15 protein-coding genes are annotated in these 15,677 nt (G+C 69.3%); all 15 read right to left on the bottom strand.

From position 1 onward, the window contains the following. Window positions 1–18: 18 nt before the first annotated feature. The gene (gene rpsS / locus PP359_RS06750; protein WP_005050512.1) at window positions 19–300 is read right to left on the bottom strand and encodes a 30S ribosomal protein S19; all 282 of its coding nucleotides are present in this window, start codon (window positions 298–300) and stop codon (window positions 19–21) included. A gap of 12 nt (window positions 301–312) precedes the next feature. Then, on the bottom strand, window positions 313–1,152 hold the full coding sequence (gene rplB / locus PP359_RS06755; protein WP_036318321.1) for a 50S ribosomal protein L2: 840 nt from the start codon (window positions 1,150–1,152) through the stop codon (window positions 313–315). Window positions 1,153–1,176: 24 nt separating this feature from the next. Next, the gene (gene rplW / locus PP359_RS06760) at window positions 1,177–1,479 is read right to left on the bottom strand and encodes a 50S ribosomal protein L23 (RefSeq protein WP_036318320.1); all 303 of its coding nucleotides are present in this window, start codon (window positions 1,477–1,479) and stop codon (window positions 1,177–1,179) included. Further along, window positions 1,476–2,138 carry a 50S ribosomal protein L4 gene (gene rplD / locus PP359_RS06765; protein WP_036318319.1) on the bottom strand — a complete coding sequence of 221 codons (663 nt, stop codon included), beginning with the start codon at window positions 2,136–2,138 and terminating at the stop codon, window positions 1,476–1,478. Before rplD ends, rplW begins: the two co-directional genes overlap by 4 nt. Window positions 2,139–2,140: 2 nt before the next feature. After that, on the bottom strand, window positions 2,141–2,800 hold the full coding sequence (gene rplC / locus PP359_RS06770) for a 50S ribosomal protein L3 (protein ID WP_005050519.1): 660 nt from the start codon (window positions 2,798–2,800) through the stop codon (window positions 2,141–2,143). 10 nt (window positions 2,801–2,810) lie between these two features. Further along, window positions 2,811–3,119 carry a 30S ribosomal protein S10 gene (gene rpsJ / locus PP359_RS06775; RefSeq protein ID WP_005050520.1) on the bottom strand — a complete coding sequence of 103 codons (309 nt, stop codon included), beginning with the start codon at window positions 3,117–3,119 and terminating at the stop codon, window positions 2,811–2,813. A 936-nt stretch (window positions 3,120–4,055) separates the two neighbouring features. Further along, window positions 4,056–4,268, bottom strand: a complete 213-nt coding sequence (locus tag PP359_RS06780; RefSeq protein ID WP_036318327.1) for an Rv0909 family putative TA system antitoxin — start codon at window positions 4,266–4,268, stop codon at window positions 4,056–4,058. A gap of 152 nt (window positions 4,269–4,420) precedes the next feature. Then, window positions 4,421–5,614: an elongation factor Tu gene (tuf, locus tag PP359_RS06785; protein WP_005050522.1), complete on the bottom strand. Its 1,194-nt coding sequence runs from the start codon at window positions 5,612–5,614 to the stop codon at window positions 4,421–4,423. Between the two features lie 166 nt (window positions 5,615–5,780). Further along, window positions 5,781–7,895 carry an elongation factor G gene (gene fusA, locus PP359_RS06790; RefSeq protein ID WP_005050523.1) on the bottom strand — a complete coding sequence of 705 codons (2,115 nt, stop codon included), beginning with the start codon at window positions 7,893–7,895 and terminating at the stop codon, window positions 5,781–5,783. Between the two features lie 117 nt (window positions 7,896–8,012). After that, window positions 8,013–8,483, bottom strand: coding sequence for a 30S ribosomal protein S7 (gene rpsG, locus PP359_RS06795; RefSeq protein WP_005050524.1), 471 nt, complete (start codon window positions 8,481–8,483; stop codon window positions 8,013–8,015). A gap of 5 nt (window positions 8,484–8,488) precedes the next feature. Continuing rightward, entirely contained in the window at window positions 8,489–8,857 is a 369-nt protein-coding gene (rpsL, locus tag PP359_RS06800; RefSeq protein WP_036318318.1) for a 30S ribosomal protein S12, read from the bottom strand. A gap of 291 nt (window positions 8,858–9,148) precedes the next feature. After that, complete coding sequence (locus PP359_RS06805) at window positions 9,149–10,900, bottom strand: FHA domain-containing protein (RefSeq protein WP_294945211.1); 1,752 nt, start codon at window positions 10,898–10,900, stop codon at window positions 9,149–9,151. Further along, entirely contained in the window at window positions 10,897–13,338 is a 2,442-nt protein-coding gene (locus PP359_RS06810) for a transglutaminase-like domain-containing protein (RefSeq protein ID WP_294945208.1), read from the bottom strand. Before PP359_RS06810 ends, PP359_RS06805 begins: the two co-directional genes overlap by 4 nt. Further along, window positions 13,335–14,684 (bottom strand): DUF58 domain-containing protein, encoded by a 1,350-nt coding sequence (locus PP359_RS06815; protein WP_294945205.1) that lies wholly within the window; start codon window positions 14,682–14,684, stop codon window positions 13,335–13,337. The genes PP359_RS06810 and PP359_RS06815 overlap by 4 nt, the downstream gene beginning before the upstream one ends. Before the next feature lie 23 nt (window positions 14,685–14,707). Further along, on the bottom strand, window positions 14,708–15,673 hold the full coding sequence (locus PP359_RS06820; RefSeq protein WP_039413168.1) for an AAA family ATPase: 966 nt from the start codon (window positions 15,671–15,673) through the stop codon (window positions 14,708–14,710). Between the last annotated feature and the right edge of the window lie 4 nt (window positions 15,674–15,677).

Raw genomic sequence — 15,677 nt, forward strand, 5'->3', positions numbered from 1 at the left:
TCTAGGAACGCCACCGCGTCAGCGGCGGCGACCCTTCTTGTCGTCCTTCTCGTGGCCGCGGAAGGTGCGGGTGGGCGCGAACTCGCCCAGCTTGTGACCGACCATGGTCTCGGACACGAACACGGGGATGTGCTTGCGTCCGTCGTGCACGGCGATGGTGTGTCCCAGCATGGCGGGGATGATCATCGAACGGCGCGACCAGGTCTTGATGACGTTCTTGGTGCCGGCATCGTTCTGCGAGACGACCTTGCGAAGCAGGTGCTCGTCGACGAAGGGGCCCTTCTTCAGGCTGCGAGGCATCTTCCTCTACTCCTACTTGCGCTTCTTGCCGGCGTTGCGACGACGGACGATGTACTTGTCGCTTTCCTTGTTGGCGTGGCGGGTGCGACCCTCAGCCTGGCCCCAAGGAGAGACGGGGTGACGTCCACCGGACGTCTTGCCCTCACCACCACCGTGCGGGTGGTCGACCGGGTTCATCGCGACACCGCGGACGGTCGGGCGGATGCCCTTCCAGCGGTTACGGCCGGCCTTGCCCCAGTTGATGTTCGACTGCTCGGCGTTGCCGACCTCGCCGATCGTGGCGCGGCAGCGCGCGTCGACGTTGCGGATCTCGCCCGACGGCAGACGAAGCTGCGCGTAGGGGCCGTCCTTGGCGACCAGGCGAACCGACGCACCGGCCGAACGCGCCATCTTCGCGCCGCCGCCGGGGCGGAGCTCGATCGCGTGGATGACGGTACCGGTGGGGATGTTCTTCAGCGGCAGGTTGTTGCCCGGCTTGATGTCGGCGCCCGGACCGGACTCGACGATGTCGCCCTGCTGCAGCTTGTTCGGCGCGAGGATGTAGCGCTTCTCGCCGTCCACGTAGTGCAGCAGCGCGATGCGCGCGGTGCGGTTGGGGTCGTACTCGATGTGTGCGACCTTGGCGTTGACGCCGTCCTTGTCATTGCGACGGAAGTCGATGACGCGGTACTGACGCTTGTGACCGCCACCGATGTGACGCGTGGTGATGCGCCCCTGGTTGTTGCGACCACCGGTCTTCGACAGCGGACGGAGCAGCGACTTCTCGGGCGTCGATCGCGTGATCTCGGCGAAGTCGGCCACCGACGAACCGCGGCGACCCGGGGTCGTGGGCTTGTACTTGCGAATAGCCATGTTGGTTGTCCTCTATCCCAGCTGTCAGCCGACGGCCGTGAAGATGTCGATGGTGCCCGACTTGAGCGTGACGATGGCGCGCTTGGTGTCCTTGCGCTTACCGGTGCCGAAGCGGGTGCGGCGGGACTTGCCCGCGCGGTTGAGCGTGTTGACCGCGGCGACCTTGACGCCGAAGATCTTCTCGATCGCGAGCTTGATCTCGGTCTTCGAGGAGCGCGGGTCCACCAGGAAGGTGTACTTGCCCTCGTCGATGAGCCCGTAGCTCTTCTCCGAGACGACCGGCTTCAGGATGATGTCGCGCGGGTCCTTGTTGAGGGAGACGTTCATGCCGAGACCTCCTCGGTGGTGGCGCTCTTGGACGCGACGAACGCGTCGTAGGCGGCCTTGGTGAAGACGATGTCGTCGGAGACGAGCACGTCGTAGGCGTTCAGCTGGTCGAAGCTGAGGACGTGGACGTACGCGAGGTTGCGAACGCTCTTGACCGACAGCTCGTCGCCACGCTCGATGACGACCAGGACGTTCTTGGTCGGAGCGAGCTCGGCGAGGACGGCCGCAGCGGCCTTGGTCGACGGGGCGCCCTCGATGCCGAAGGAGTCGACGACGTGCAGACGGCCACCGCGAGCACGGTCGCTCAGCGCGCCCAGAAGGGCGGCGGCGATCATCTTCTTGGGGGTGCGCTGCGAGTAGTCGCGCGGCTTCGGGCCGTGGACGATGCCACCACCGGTCATGTGCGGCGCGCGGATGGAGCCCTGACGGGCGTTACCCGTGCCCTTCTGCTTGAAGGGCTTGCGGCCGGCACCGGAGACCTCGCCACGACGCTTGGTCGAGTGCGTTCCCTGGCGAGCCGCCGCGAGCTGCGCGACGACGACCTGGTGGATCAGCGGGATGTTCGTCTTGACGTCGAACAGCGCAGCGGGAAGAGCGACCGAGCCGGCCTTCTTGCCGCTGGGGCTGTGGACGTCGAGCGCGAGAGTCGAGTCAGCCATGATCAGGCACCCTTCACTGCGTTGCGGACGTAGACGATGCGGCCGCGCGCACCGGGGACGGCGCCCTTGACGAGCAGCAGACCCTTCTCGGCGTCGACGGCGTGCACCGTGAGGTTGAGGACGGTCACGCGCTCGCCACCCATACGGCCGGCCATGCGCATGCCCTTGAAGACGCGGCTCGGCGTCGACGAGGCGCCGATCGAGCCGGGCTTGCGGTGGTTGCGGTGCGCACCGTGCGAGGCGGAGACACCCTTGAAGTTGTGGCGCTTCATGACACCCGCGGTGCCCTTGCCCTTGCTGGTGCCGACGACGTCGACCAGCTGGCCGGCCTCGAAGGTGGCGTCCACGGTGAGCTCCTGACCGAGTGAGTAGTCAGCGGCATCCGCGGTGCGCACCTCGGTGAGGTGGCGGCGGGGGGTCACGCCCGCGGCCTCGAAGTGGGCCGTCTGGGGCTTGTTGACCTTGCGGGGGTCGATCTGGCCGTAGGCGATCTGGACGGCGTTGTAGCCATCGCGCTCCGGCGTGCGCACCTGGGTGACCACGTTGGGGGCCACCTCGATGACGGTGACGGGAACGAGCTTGCCGTTCTCGTCCCAGACCTGGGTCATGCCGAGCTTCGTGCCGAGCAGGCCCTTGGAAACCTTTTCGTTGATGTGTGCCATGACCGGGACCTCAGAGCTTGATCTCGATGTTGACGTCGGCCGGGAGGTCGAGGCGCATCAGCGAGTCGACGGCCTTGGGCGTCGGGTCGATGATGTCGATGAGGCGCTTGTGGGTGCGCATCTCGAAGTGCTCGCGGCTGTCCTTGTACTTGTGGGGCGACCGGATGACGCACACGACGTTCTTCTCGGTCGGAAGGGGCACGGGGCCCACGACGGTGGCGCCTGCGCGGGTCACCGTGTCGACGATCTTGCGCGCCGACGTGTCGATGACCTCGTGGTCATACGACTTCAGGCGAATGCGGATCTTCTGTCCCGCCATTGTCTGCTCACTCTCTTTCTCGCGTCGTACCTGCCCTGATCGCTCAGGGGGCATTGGACGCACATGGCACAGGATTGTGCCGGGCACTTGCGCACCGCTGTTCTGATGTCAGTTCCGATCGTTCGCGCGCACGCGCACGAATCCTGTGACCAGGAGAGATCGGATTGTGTTGTTCTGCTGCCCGCGGCCTAGGTCAGTGCGCGATTCCGAAGAGGATGCGCCGCCTATGCACTGCCCTGGCAGTGATCCCGCACGCCGCGCGTCTTGTCAGTCGCGCGCACGCAGGAATGTGGAACTGGACTAGTCTACGTGTCCGCCGGGCGTGTCGCAAACCCGGGCGTGTCGCCGCCGCATGAGTGACGCGTGCGCGGGATCTCGTCGCGCACGCGAGACAGAAAAAGGGGAGGGGCGGGCCCTTGGGGAAAGCCCACCCCTCCCGGTCTCCGCGGGACGCGCGACCCCCCGACCGCGCGTCCCGGGTCTCAGCGCGCCGCGTCCCCCCGACGCGATGGCGCGGCGTCCAGAACGACGTGCAGACGCGGACGACCGCGATGAGGACGCCCCCCGGCATCCACATCGACGGCGAAGAGTCCATCGCCGGCAGGAGCCAGGGACACGCGGTCGGAAACGCCGAACCGCGACGAGTGCGCTCGGGTCCCCCGAACAGCATCCCCCATACATCCACGAGCAGCGCTCATGCCCCCACAACCTGTCACCGTGCACACACGCAGCTTCTGCGCGATGCGGCGGAACGAACCCCCACAGTTCGTTCAGTCGGTTTTCAGCCCCCCGGCGTCGTACTGACCACTGCTGACGCTAGATGGTGCGCGACCCCGCGTCAAGTCGGGTTTGATCTCGTTTTCGACACGGTGCGATGAGGGGGTGGATGCCGCGGCATCCACCCCCTCGTCCGACCACGTCGGCGCTGATCGCCGGTCAGTTGCCGATGGCGCCGTCCACCTGATCGCGCACCTCGTCGACCTTGCCGTCGAACTGATCGGGGGCGATCTTCTTGACGAAGTCGGCCGCAGCGTCCAGCACGCCGTCGCTGACCTCCTCCGCCTTGTCGGAGTGGATCACCTCGTCGATCTTGTCCTTGTTCTGCTCGAGGAACTGCTTACCCTGATTCACGATGTCGTCCAGCCCCATGGCCATCCCCTCCTGGTCGATCGATACCGCGCGGGAGCGCGCTGAGGACATTCTGGCGTCGCGGGAGCCGGCTGCCTAGGGGGATGGTCGCGCAGAGACGACGATGCCCCCGGGAGCAGGTGGCTCCCGGGGGCATCGTCGGTGTGAAGTGCTTACTTCAGGATCTTGGTGACGGTACCGGCACCGACGGTGCGGCCACCCTCACGGATCGCGAAGCCGAGGCCCTCTTCCATGGCGATCGGCTGGATCAGCTCGACCGTCATCTCCGTGGTGTCGCCGGGCATGACCATCTCGGTGCCCTCGGGCAGCGTGATGACGCCGGTGACGTCGGTGGTGCGGAAGTAGAACTGCGGGCGGTAGTTCGTGAAGAACGGGTTGTGACGGCCACCCTCCTCCTTGGAGAGGATGTACGCGGTGCCCTCGAAGTCTGTGTGCGGCGTGACCGAACCCGGCTTGACGACGACCTGACCACGCTCGACGTCGTCACGCTTGGTGCCGCGCAGGAGCAGACCACAGTTCTCGCCGGCCCAGGCCTCGTCGAGCTGCTTGTGGAACATCTCGATACCGGTGACGATCGTCTTCTGCGTCGGGCGGATGCCGACGATCTCGACCTCGGAGTTGATGGCCAGCGTGCCACGCTCGGCGCGGCCCGTGACGACGGTGCCACGACCGGTGATCGTGAAGACGTCCTCGATGGGCATGAGGAACGGCTTGTCCTTGTCGCGCACCGGGTCCGGGATGGACTCGTCGACGGCGTTCATGAGCTCGACGATCGACTCGACCCACTTCTCGTCGCCCTCGAGAGCCTTCAGGCCCGAGACGCGGACGACGGGAGCGTTGTCGCCGTCGAAGTCCTGCGAGCTGAGCAGCTCACGAACCTCGAGCTCGACGAGCTCCAGGATCTCCTCGTCGTCGACCATGTCGCTCTTGTTGAGCGCGACCAGCAGGTAGGGAACGCCGACCTGCTTGGCGAGCAGAACGTGCTCACGCGTCTGAGCCATCGGACCGTCGGTGGCGGCGACCACCAGGATCGCGCCGTCCATCTGAGCGGCACCGGTGATCATGTTCTTGATGTAGTCGGCGTGGCCGGGCGCGTCGACGTGCGCGTAGTGGCGCTTCGGGGTCTCGTACTCGACGTGCGAGATGTTGATCGTGATACCACGCTGACGCTCTTCGGGAGCCGAGTCGATCGACGCGAAGTCACGCTGCACGTTGGTCGCCGACGGGTACTTGTCGGCGAGCACCTTCGAGATCGCAGCGGTGAGCGTGGTCTTGCCGTGGTCGACGTGACCGATCGTTCCGATGTTGACGTGCGGCTTGGTCCGCTCGAACTTGGCCTTGGCCACTGGGTCCTCCTCAGGACATTCATGTAGAGGTTCCGGGCGCTGGATTGCGACCGGTGCTCTACGGGGATGGGTGTCAGTCTAGACGACTGGGTCTGTATTCAGTTTGTGCGGATGCTGTGCGCGAAGCGGTCTACGCAGAAGGCTCGGCGCACAGCATCCCAGAGGGTTACTCGCCCTTGTTCTTCTGGACGATCTCGTCGGCGACGGCCTTGGGGACCTCCGCGTACGAGTCGAACTCCATCGAGTACACGGCCCGGCCCGAGGTCTTCGAGCGCAGGTCGCCGATGTAGCCGAACATCTCCGACAGCGGGACGAGGGCGCGCACGATCTTGATGCCCGACCCGTCCTCCATCGACTGGATCTGGCCACGACGCGAGTTCAGGTCGCCGATGACGTCGCCCATGTACTCCTCGGGCGTGCGCACCTCGACCGCCATGAGCGGCTCGAGGATGGCGGGGTTCGCCTTGCGGATGGCCTCCTTGAAGCCCATGGAGCCGGCGATCTTGAACGCCATCTCGGACGAGTCGACGTCGTGCGACGCGCCGTCGAGCAGGATCGCCTTGACGCCCACGACGGGGTAGCCGGCGAGGACACCGACGTTCATCGCGTCCTGGAAGCCCTGGTTGGTCGGCTCGATGTACTCGCGCGGGATGCGGCCACCGGTGACCTTGTTCTCGAACTCGTACGTCTTGTCGGCCGTGACCTCGAGCGGCTCGATCGCGAACTGGATCTTCGCGAACTGACCCGAACCACCGGTCTGCTTCTTGTGGGTGTAGTCGTGACGCTCGACGGCCTTCTTGATCGTCTCGCGGTACGCCACCTGCGGCTTTCCGACGTTGGCCTCGACCTTGAACTCGCGCTTCATGCGGTCGACGAGGATGTCGAGGTGCAGCTCGCCCATTCCCTTGATGACCGTCTGGCCGGTCTCGGGGTTGAGCTCGGTGCGGAAGGTCGGGTCCTCTTCGGCGAGCTTCTGGATCGCGGTGCCCAGCTTCTCCTGGTCGGCCTTGGTCTTCGGCTCGATGGCGACCTCGATGACGGGCTCGGGGAAGGTCATCGACTCGAGGACGACGGGCTCGTTCGGGTCGGCGAGGGTGTCACCGGTGGTGGTGTCCTTCAGGCCGATCACGGCGTAGATGTTGCCCGCGGTGACCGCGTCGACGGGGTTCTCCTTGTTGGCGTGCATCTGGAAGATCTTCCCGATGCGCTCCTTCTTGCCCTTGGTCGAGTTGATGACCTGCGCACCCGAGTCGAGGTGACCCGAGTAGACGCGGATGTAGGTCAGACGGCCGAAGAAGGGGTGCACCGCGACCTTGAACGCGAGCGCGGCGAAGGGGTCATTGGCGTCGGGGTGACGCTCGATGACCTTCTCCTCGTCCTTCGGGTCGTGCGCCTCGATGGCGGGCACGTCCAGGGGCGAGGGCAGGTAGTCCACGACCGCGTCGAGCATCGGCTGCACGCCGCGGTTCTTGAAGGCCGAACCACAGAGCACCGGGTACAGGTCACCGGCGACGGTGAGCTTGCGGATGGCGCCCTTGATCTCGGCGAGCGTGAGCTCTTCGCCGCCGAAGTACTTCTCCAGCAGCGCCTCGTCGGACTCGGCGACCGTCTCGAGCAGCTTCTCGCGGTACTCGGCCGCACGGTCGGCGAGGTCGGCCGGAATCTCCTGGACCTCGTACTTGGCGCCCATGGTGACATCACCCTTGGCGTCGCCGGGCCAGACCAGTGCGCGCATCTCGACGAGGTCGACGACGCCCACGAAGTCGTTCTCGGCACCGATCGGCAGCTGCAGCACGAGGGGCTTGGCGCCCAGACGGTTCACGATCGTGTCGACGGTGAAGTAGAAGTCGGCGCCCAGCTTGTCCATCTTGTTGACGAAGCAGATGCGGGGCACGTCGTACTTGTCGGCCTGGCGCCAGACCGTCTCGGACTGGGGCTCGACGCCCTCCTTGCCATCGAAGACGGCGACCGCACCGTCGAGGACGCGCAGCGACCGCTCGACCTCGACCGTGAAGTCCACGTGTCCGGGGGTGTCGATGATGTTGATCTGGTGCTTGTTCCAGAAGCAGGTCACGGCGGCGGACGTGATCGTGATGCCGCGCTCCTTCTCCTGCTCCATCCAGTCGGTGGTCGAGGCGCCGTCGTGGGTCTCGCCCAGCTTGTGGTTGACACCCGTGTAGAACAGGATGCGCTCGGTCGTCGTCGTCTTGCCGGCATCGATGTGCGCCATGATGCCGATGTTGCGGACCTTGTTGAGGTCGGTGAGCACTTCTTGTGCCACGGGGTGTCCTTACGTGTGTGTTCGGGTTGCGGACGCTTCGACGCGGCCCTGCGGGCCTCGCTCAACGACCGGGGAGTGACCGCCGGTCGTTGAGCGAGCGCAGCGCGTCGAAACGCGTTACCAGCGGTAGTGAGCGAAGGCGCGGTTCGACTCGGCCATCTTGTGGGTGTCTTCGCGGCGCTTGACCGCGGCACCCAGGCCGTTCGAGGCGTCGAGGATCTCGTTCTGCAGACGCTCGGTCATCGTCTTCTCACGACGACCCTTCGCGTAGCTGACGAGCCAGCGCAGCGCGAGCGTGTTCGCGCGGTGCGGCTTGACCTCGACCGGCACCTGGTAGGTCGAGCCACCGACGCGGCGGCTCTTGACCTCGAGGGTGGGGCGGACGTTGTCGAGCGCCTTCTTGAGGGTCGCGACGGCATCCTGGCCGTTCTTCGCCTCGACGCCCTTCAGGGCGTTGTAGACGATCGACTCGGCGAGCGACTTCTTGCCGTCGACGAGGATCTTGTTCACCAGCTGGGTGACGATCGGAGCACCGTAGACCGGGTCGTTGACGACGACGCGGCGAGGTGCGGGTCCCTTGCGAGGCATCGGACTCAGCCCTTCTTGGCGCCGTAGCGGCTACGGGCCTGCTTGCGGTTCTTGACGGCCTGGGTGTCCAGGGCGCCGCGAACGATCTTGTAGCGGACACCGGGGAGGTCCTTGACACGGCCTCCACGGACAAGCACGAGCGAGTGCTCCTGCAGGTTGTGGCCCTCACCCGGGATGTAGGCCGTGACCTCGGTGCCGTTGCGAAGCTTGACACGGGCGACCTTGCGCATCGCCGAGTTCGGCTTCTTGGGCGTGGTCGTGTACACGCGGGTGCAGACACCCGCCTGCTGCGGGTTCGACTTCAGGGCGGGCGCCTTGGTCTTGGTGACCTTGGGCGTACGTCCCTTGCGAACCAACTGCTGAATGGTTGGCACGTTCTCTCCTTGTAAAGCTGTGCGGGCTCTCGCCTGCACAGGTGCTGCACGGTGACAGCGATGGTGGTTTCACCACAGATCCACCGACACGGCGGATGCCGAGCATGGGTGGTGGATATGCCGTGGGGGCGGCCTGTTCGCAGACCAGTCCCGATCGTGTGCCGAACCCCGTCCGGATGCCGTGGCACGGCGGACGGCGCGCGTATACGCACACCCGGTCAATACTACGCCGTATGACGAACGCGGGCAAACGCGCCCGGTGAGTCGCGCCCTGCTCCCGCCGCGCTCGCCTCAGCGTTCGATGCGCGCGAGGTGGAACTCCTCGTCGCCGAGGAAGAACCGCTCCCCCGCGTCGATCTTCGAGCCCGGCTCCACCTCGATCTCCTCGCCCATGAAGGTGCGAACGAGCACCCCGTTCGTCGAGGCCAGATCGGTGATCGTCCAGACGTCGTCGTGCCGTTCGAGGCGGGCGTGGGTCTTGGACACGGTGAGAGCCTCGCCCGCAACGGCGATGAGCTGCGCTTTCGGGAAGGCCGTGTCGGCTGCCGGGCGACGCCCGAGGATGACGACGTCCGCCGTGATCGCCACCGGTGCGCCGGCGGCGGGGACCAACTGCCACACGGCCGCGCGGACCCGCCGCGTGATCACCGTCTGGTCGATGTCGTCGTCGACGCTCTGGTCGCGGCGATGCTGGGCAGCGACGGCGCCCGCGGCGGAGCGGGGCGACCCGGCGGCGGGCGATCCGATGACCGCCGAGACCTCGCCCGACAGCTCCGGGAAGCCATCGGGTTCGTTCGGGGCGACCGCGAACGCCGGCCACGGTCGTGCGCGACGCAGCGGCGGCTCCGCCGCCTCCGGCGCGAGCCCACGCTCCCCCGCGGCTGGCGCGTCCGAGGAGCCCGCCTGGGAGCCGTCGACCGCGGAGTCGGACGCATCCGCGGCGGGTTCGGCCGGTACGCCGTGGGCGGCTCGGGCGGCTGCCGCGGCAGCGGAGACCCGGGGCGCCGGTGCCGGTGCATCCGCCGCCTCGCCGACGTCGTGCGGCGACGGCAGCGCGGTGCTGCGACGGCCCGGCACGAAGTCGATGGGGGCATCATCGGTGACCGGCGGCATCGCGTGGCGCCATCCGGCACCGGAGCTGGGCGGGAACGGGGAGGGCGCGATCGCCGAGACATCATCGATCTCCGACGGCCACGCCGCGTCGTCGTCAGCGGCGGCTTCCCCGGCGCGGACCGCGGCGGATGCCGATACGGGCGCCGGAGCGGGCGGACGGACCACGGCGGCCGGGGACGGCGACGACGTCGCGACGGGCTCGTCGAGCGCCTCGACGGCGACGGTTCCCGCCTCGGGCCGTGCGGGGGCAGGTTCCGCGGGGGCAGGTTCCGCGGGCGCCGGGGCGGCCGTCGACGGCGAGGCGGGCGGCACCGTCGTCTCCGGCGGGGTCCAGGCCGGTGCGGCGGCGGGAGCGGGAGGAGCGAAGAGCCGCGCCAGGTCGTCGTCGTCCTCGCGCACGTCGTCGGTCGGTGCTGCCGGCTCCGCCGCCACGGCCGGCGGCAATGCAGAGACGACCGCGGCTTCCGGCGTCATCGGGGCGGGTTCGGCGAACACACCGCCGAGGCTCGCGCGAGGCTGTTCGCGGCGGTGCGCCGACATGCCGCCCGCGCGCGCGCCGAGCCATCGCGCGGGCCCGAAACCGAGAATGCTCGCCCACACGACGAACAGCACCGCCGCGAGGGCGGTCATGCCGCCCCCGTAGCCGAAGCCCGGATTGATCCGGTGCGCCGCGACGACGACCAGCACCCACAGCACGATCGGCCCCAGCACCGGGAAGAGCGCGATCAGAACGAGCCACGGGCTGAAGCCTCCCCACCGGAGGACGGTGGCGACGTTCCACACGGGAACCCACCCCTTGTAGGGGGCCTCTCCCATCTTGCGGAACATCGCGGCCAGCGCCAGCGCGGTCCAGACATAGAGAGCGAGGCCCACCGCCAGGGCGACGAGGCCCAGCAGAGCGCCGACGGAGTCGCCGATGGGTGCGTTCATGCGGTGCGCCGCGGGCGCGAGGCCGCACGGCTCCCCCTCTCGAAGTGTGACCGGAACGATCGCGGGACGAACGATCTCAACGATACGGCTGCACGCAGCCGGCGCCACCTGTTCGTCGCGAGCGCGGCCCGCTCGTCCTCGACGATCCGCCAGAATTCCTCGGCCTCGTCGGAGGACATCGGGCGGGCGGAGAAGACCGCTTCATCGGCCGTCCGCGCGAGGGTTCCCGCCGCAGGACGAGCCAGCGCCCGTGCGATCTCGGAGCGCGTGGCCGCGGGCGGTGCGCGACGGCCGGCGTCGGCGGCGGCGTCGAGGTACTCGTCCCACCCCCCGGCGATCGCGTCGGCGGGTCGGTCCTGGCGCCGTCGCCGTCGGCGGCGCAGGGCCTTGGCGATCATGATCGCCGCGAACGGGCCGGCGAGCACGAGCAGAACCGCGAGGACGCCGCCGGTGATACCCAGCGTCGTCCACAGCCAGCGCAGGTCGAGAGGGTCGGGTCGGTCGGTCGGCGCGGCACTGTCCTCCTGCGCGGGACGCTGGGGCTGGACCTCGTCGACCCCGTCGGGGCGCACCGACGTGGCGATCTGCGGGTCGGGCTGCTCGGTGCGCTCGGTGCGCGGCGGGCGCGTGTGCTGGGGGGTGACGTCGACCGGGATCCACTCCCCGGATGCCGAGCGCACCTCCACCCAGGCCGAGACGTCGCCGGCGCGGCACACTCCGTCGACGCACGTCGCCGCGTCCGGGTCGCTCGACACGAGCCGCGTGCCGACGACGATCCGCGCCGGAAAGCCCAGCTCGCGGGCGATGAGGGCGACGGCGGTCGAGAACTGCTCGTCGTCGCCGACGGCGGCCACGAGGTCGTCCGCAGCCACGGCGGCGGGGTCGGCCTCGCGGGCGAGCAATGCCGTGAACATGCTGTCGATGCGTGCCAGCGAGTGTCCCGATGCGCTCGGCGCGAAGGTGTAGCCCGTCCCGAGCTGCTGCATCCAGGCGGCGCCGCCAGCCGGAGCGCGCAGCGCGTGGCTCAGGTAGCCGCGCGAGCGCAGCAGAGCGACGAGTCCGTCCAGGGCTGCACCGCCCGTGCCGACGGCATGCTGCTGCACCCAGGTGCGCAGGCTCGCCGGCGCGACGAGTTCGCCGCCGTCGGCCGCGGTCACCGACACCCCCGCCTGCCCCCCGGGAGCAGCCGCCGAGGTGAGGGCGCTCACCGCCGGTGCCGCGGCGCGGAGGCGATAGGTGTCACCGGCGCTCCACGGTGTCGTCTCGACCGCCGCCTCCCGGGCACCGCTCACGTAGAACCCGTCGGCGAGCGCGGCGGCGCGCGGCCCGGCGAAGTCGATGGAGGCCACGGCTCCGGCCGTCGGCATCCAGATGCCGTCCAGCGCACCGATCGTCACCTCGGCGTCGATGGGAGCACCCGCGCCGAGGACGCGCGCCGCCGCGAGCCGCACGAACGGCTCGCCCGCCGGATCGGTGCGGAAGATCGCGCCGTCGTAATCGTCCAGGACGGCCAGTCGCACGCGATCGGGCAGTGCATCGCCGGTGACCCGGAACAGCTCCTCGTCGACGCGCGCATCGGCGAACAGCGTCCGATACGCACTCAACGGGCTGACCGCGCGGGAGATCTCCTGACGCGGTCCCGTCGCCTCGCGCAGGACGTCGCGCTGCGACGGCACCGCCACCGCCGGCACCGAGACGGCGACGGCCGCGGCGACGGCGACCATGCCGACGCCGAGCCCGAGCCGGCGCAGTCGCGCACCCGCTCCCCGCGCGGCGGCGCCGGCCACCCGCACGCTGGCCGCGCCCGACGCCCGACGAAGTGCCTGCACCCGCGCGGCGCGGGTGCGCCACGACAACCACAGCACCCCACTGAGCAGCACCCCGGCGCCGACAGCCGTTTCGACCGGAGCGGGAAGCACGACGGGTCCGACGACCAGCGGTGCGCTGAGCTCCGTGCTGCCGAACAGCAGCCCGAAGCCGGCCATCGCGATCGCCACGGGCACAGCGAGCACGGCGAGCGCGTCTGTGCGCCAGCTCAGCAGCAGGACGCTGGCGGTACCGACGAGGAACACGACGAGCGCCGGCACCAGCAGGTTGCGATACGACCCGACCGGCAGGTCGACGGTGAGCAGGTCCTTCCAGCCCCACAGCAGCCCCGCGACGAGCTCACCCAGTCCCTGGAGGAACGGCGCCGGTGCTCCGGCGCGCGAGGGGACGGCCACGGGCACGCCGACCACGAGGAGTGCACCGGCGAGCAGCCCGGCGGCAGCCCAGCCGTTCCATCGCCGCCAGGCGACGAGGGCGGCGATGGCTCCCGCGAGAACGGATGCCGCGGCCACCAGCAGCACAAACGACACGGAGCGGTAGACCGGCCACGCCGCCACGGCCGCCAGCCCCACGGCTGCGAGAGCGTACAGCGCCCCGGCCGCGACCCTCACGAGCGTGCTCCGCGCAGGAGGAGTCCGGCGAGGTCCTCGAGCGCACCGATCGTGACGACGGTGAGGGGACCGACGGTCTGGGCGCGCGGATGCGCGCGCTCGTCGCAGCGGACGGCGATGATCGCGGCATCCGCCGGAAAGGCCAGCGCCGCCAGGCGCAGAGACGTGAGAGGCACGCCCGAGCCGGCGACCAGAACGGCGACCGAGAGCCGCTCGTTCGCCTCGGCCGTCAGCCGGCACACCTCGGGGAACGGCATCGTCTCGACGAGACGATCGACACCGCTGAAGCCGTCGAGCACGGCGCGCGGAGCGCTCGCGGCGATGTGTCGGATGGCGCGCAAGCGACCCCGCACGACGCGCGGGATCTCGGCACCGACGACGATGTCGAGGTCGCGCGCGTCGTGCACAGCCCGCAGCGCCAGGGAGGACGCCGCACTGACGGCGAGTTCGAACTCGTCGTCGGACGCGTATTCCGCGCTCGAGAGTCCCAGCACGACCGCCATCCGCGAGCGGCGCGACTCCTCGTACTGCCGGACCATCAGCCGGCCCGTCTTCGCGGTCGACTTCCAGTGGATCTGTCGGCGCGCATCACCGGGCGCGTACTCGCGGATCGCGTGGAAGGACATGTCCGCATCGACCAGTCGCCGGGTCGCGCTGCCGTCGAGATCGCGGATGAGTCCCGCGCTCGTGGACGGCACGGTGACCGTACGCGGGTGGACGAACAGCTCCTGCACCTCGTCGAAGGCGTGCTCGCGCCGCAGCAGACCGAGCGGGTCGGAGCGGATCGTCGTCGCGGGGCCGATGCGCACGATGCCGCGCCGCTGCGGCGGCAGATCCACCGCGTGCCGGGAGACCTCGTCGGCGGCGAGGAGCGGGACGCCGACCTCGACCAGACCGGGTCCGATCGGGATGTCGATGCGGCCCGGCAGCGCCGTGGTGCGCCCGATGTTGCGCACGGCGATGCTCGCCCGCGCCGCCGCCCCGGCGACGACGCGCTCCCGCTCGAGCACCAGCCGCACCTCGTACGCGCGGGCTCCGAGCAAGAAGGGCAGGGCCATCACGAGCAGTGCCCCGGCCGCCGCCCCGGCGACGAGCGCCTCGACCCATCCGAACACGAGACCGGCGGCGAGGCCCACGGTCGACGTGAGCACGACCAGGGCCCCGGCGGGCCGGATCGTGGCACGACACCAGGCGATGGCGGCGCGCACGGCCGAACGTCCGCTCGCCCAGGCTCGCGAGGCGCGGACGGCCGCTCCCACGAGGCGACGTCCACGGCGAGCCGTCACCTCGGTCCGCTCGCCGGTGAGCCCGGTGGCCGAGGTGCGCGTGAGCCGGGTGTCGGTCACGGACGAGCGGCTCTCGACGCTGCTCACGCGCTGTCCCGGCGGGTGGGCGGCGGCACGTCGAGAAGGACCTGGCCGATGACCGCCTCGGGGGCCACACCGTCGAACTCGGCCTCCGCATGCAGGATCAGGCGGTGGGCGAGAACCGGGACGGCGAGACGCTTGACGTCGTCGGGAGTGACGTAGGTGCGACCGTGGGCGGCGGCGGTGGTACGTGCGGCACGCGTCAGGGCGAGAGCCCCGCGGATGCTGACGCCGAGGCGCACCTCGTCAGCGGCTCGTGTCGCATCGACGAGCCGCGCGATGTAGTCGAGCACGAGCGCGTCCACGTAGACGTCAGCGGCCAGTTCGCTCATACCGACCAGCGCGCCCGGAGTGAGCACGGGCGCCAGGTCCGCGGTCGCGACCGCGGCGCGGTCGAGGATGCGGACGGTGGCCGCATGATCGGGGTAGCCGAGCGCCGTGCGCAGCAGGAAGCGGTCGAGCTGGGCCTCGGGCAGTCGGTAGGTGCCGGCTTGCTCGACCGGGTTCTGCGTGGCGAGCACGAGGAAGGGGGCGCCGACGGCGCGCGTGACGCCGTCGATGGTCACGCTCCCCTCCTCCATCACTTCGAGCAGCGCTGCCTGCGTCTTCGGACTCGCGCGGTTGATCTCGTCGGCGAGGACGATGTTGGCGAAGATGGGGCCGGGGTGGAACTCGAACGCGCCGGTCTTCTGGTCGTAGACGGTGATTCCGGTGATGTCGCCCGGAAGCAGGTCGGGGGTGAACTGGATGCGGGTCGTCGTCCCCTGCACCGACTGGGCCACGGCGCGAGCGAGGGACGTCTTGCCCGTGCCCGGCACGTCCTCGATGAGCACGTGTCCTTCGCTGAGCATGGCGGTCAGGATGAGCTCGACGACGTGACGCTTGCCGAGCACGGCGCGCTCGACGTTGTCGGCCAGTTGCGCGAAGGTCTGGGCGAACCAGGTCGCCTGCTCGGTGGTGATCGTCATGAGG

The sequence above is a fragment of the Sphingomonas sp. BLCC-B65 genome (genome assembly GCF_028550675.1).
In the GTDB taxonomy this organism is placed as follows: domain Bacteria; phylum Actinomycetota; class Actinomycetes; order Actinomycetales; family Microbacteriaceae; genus Microbacterium.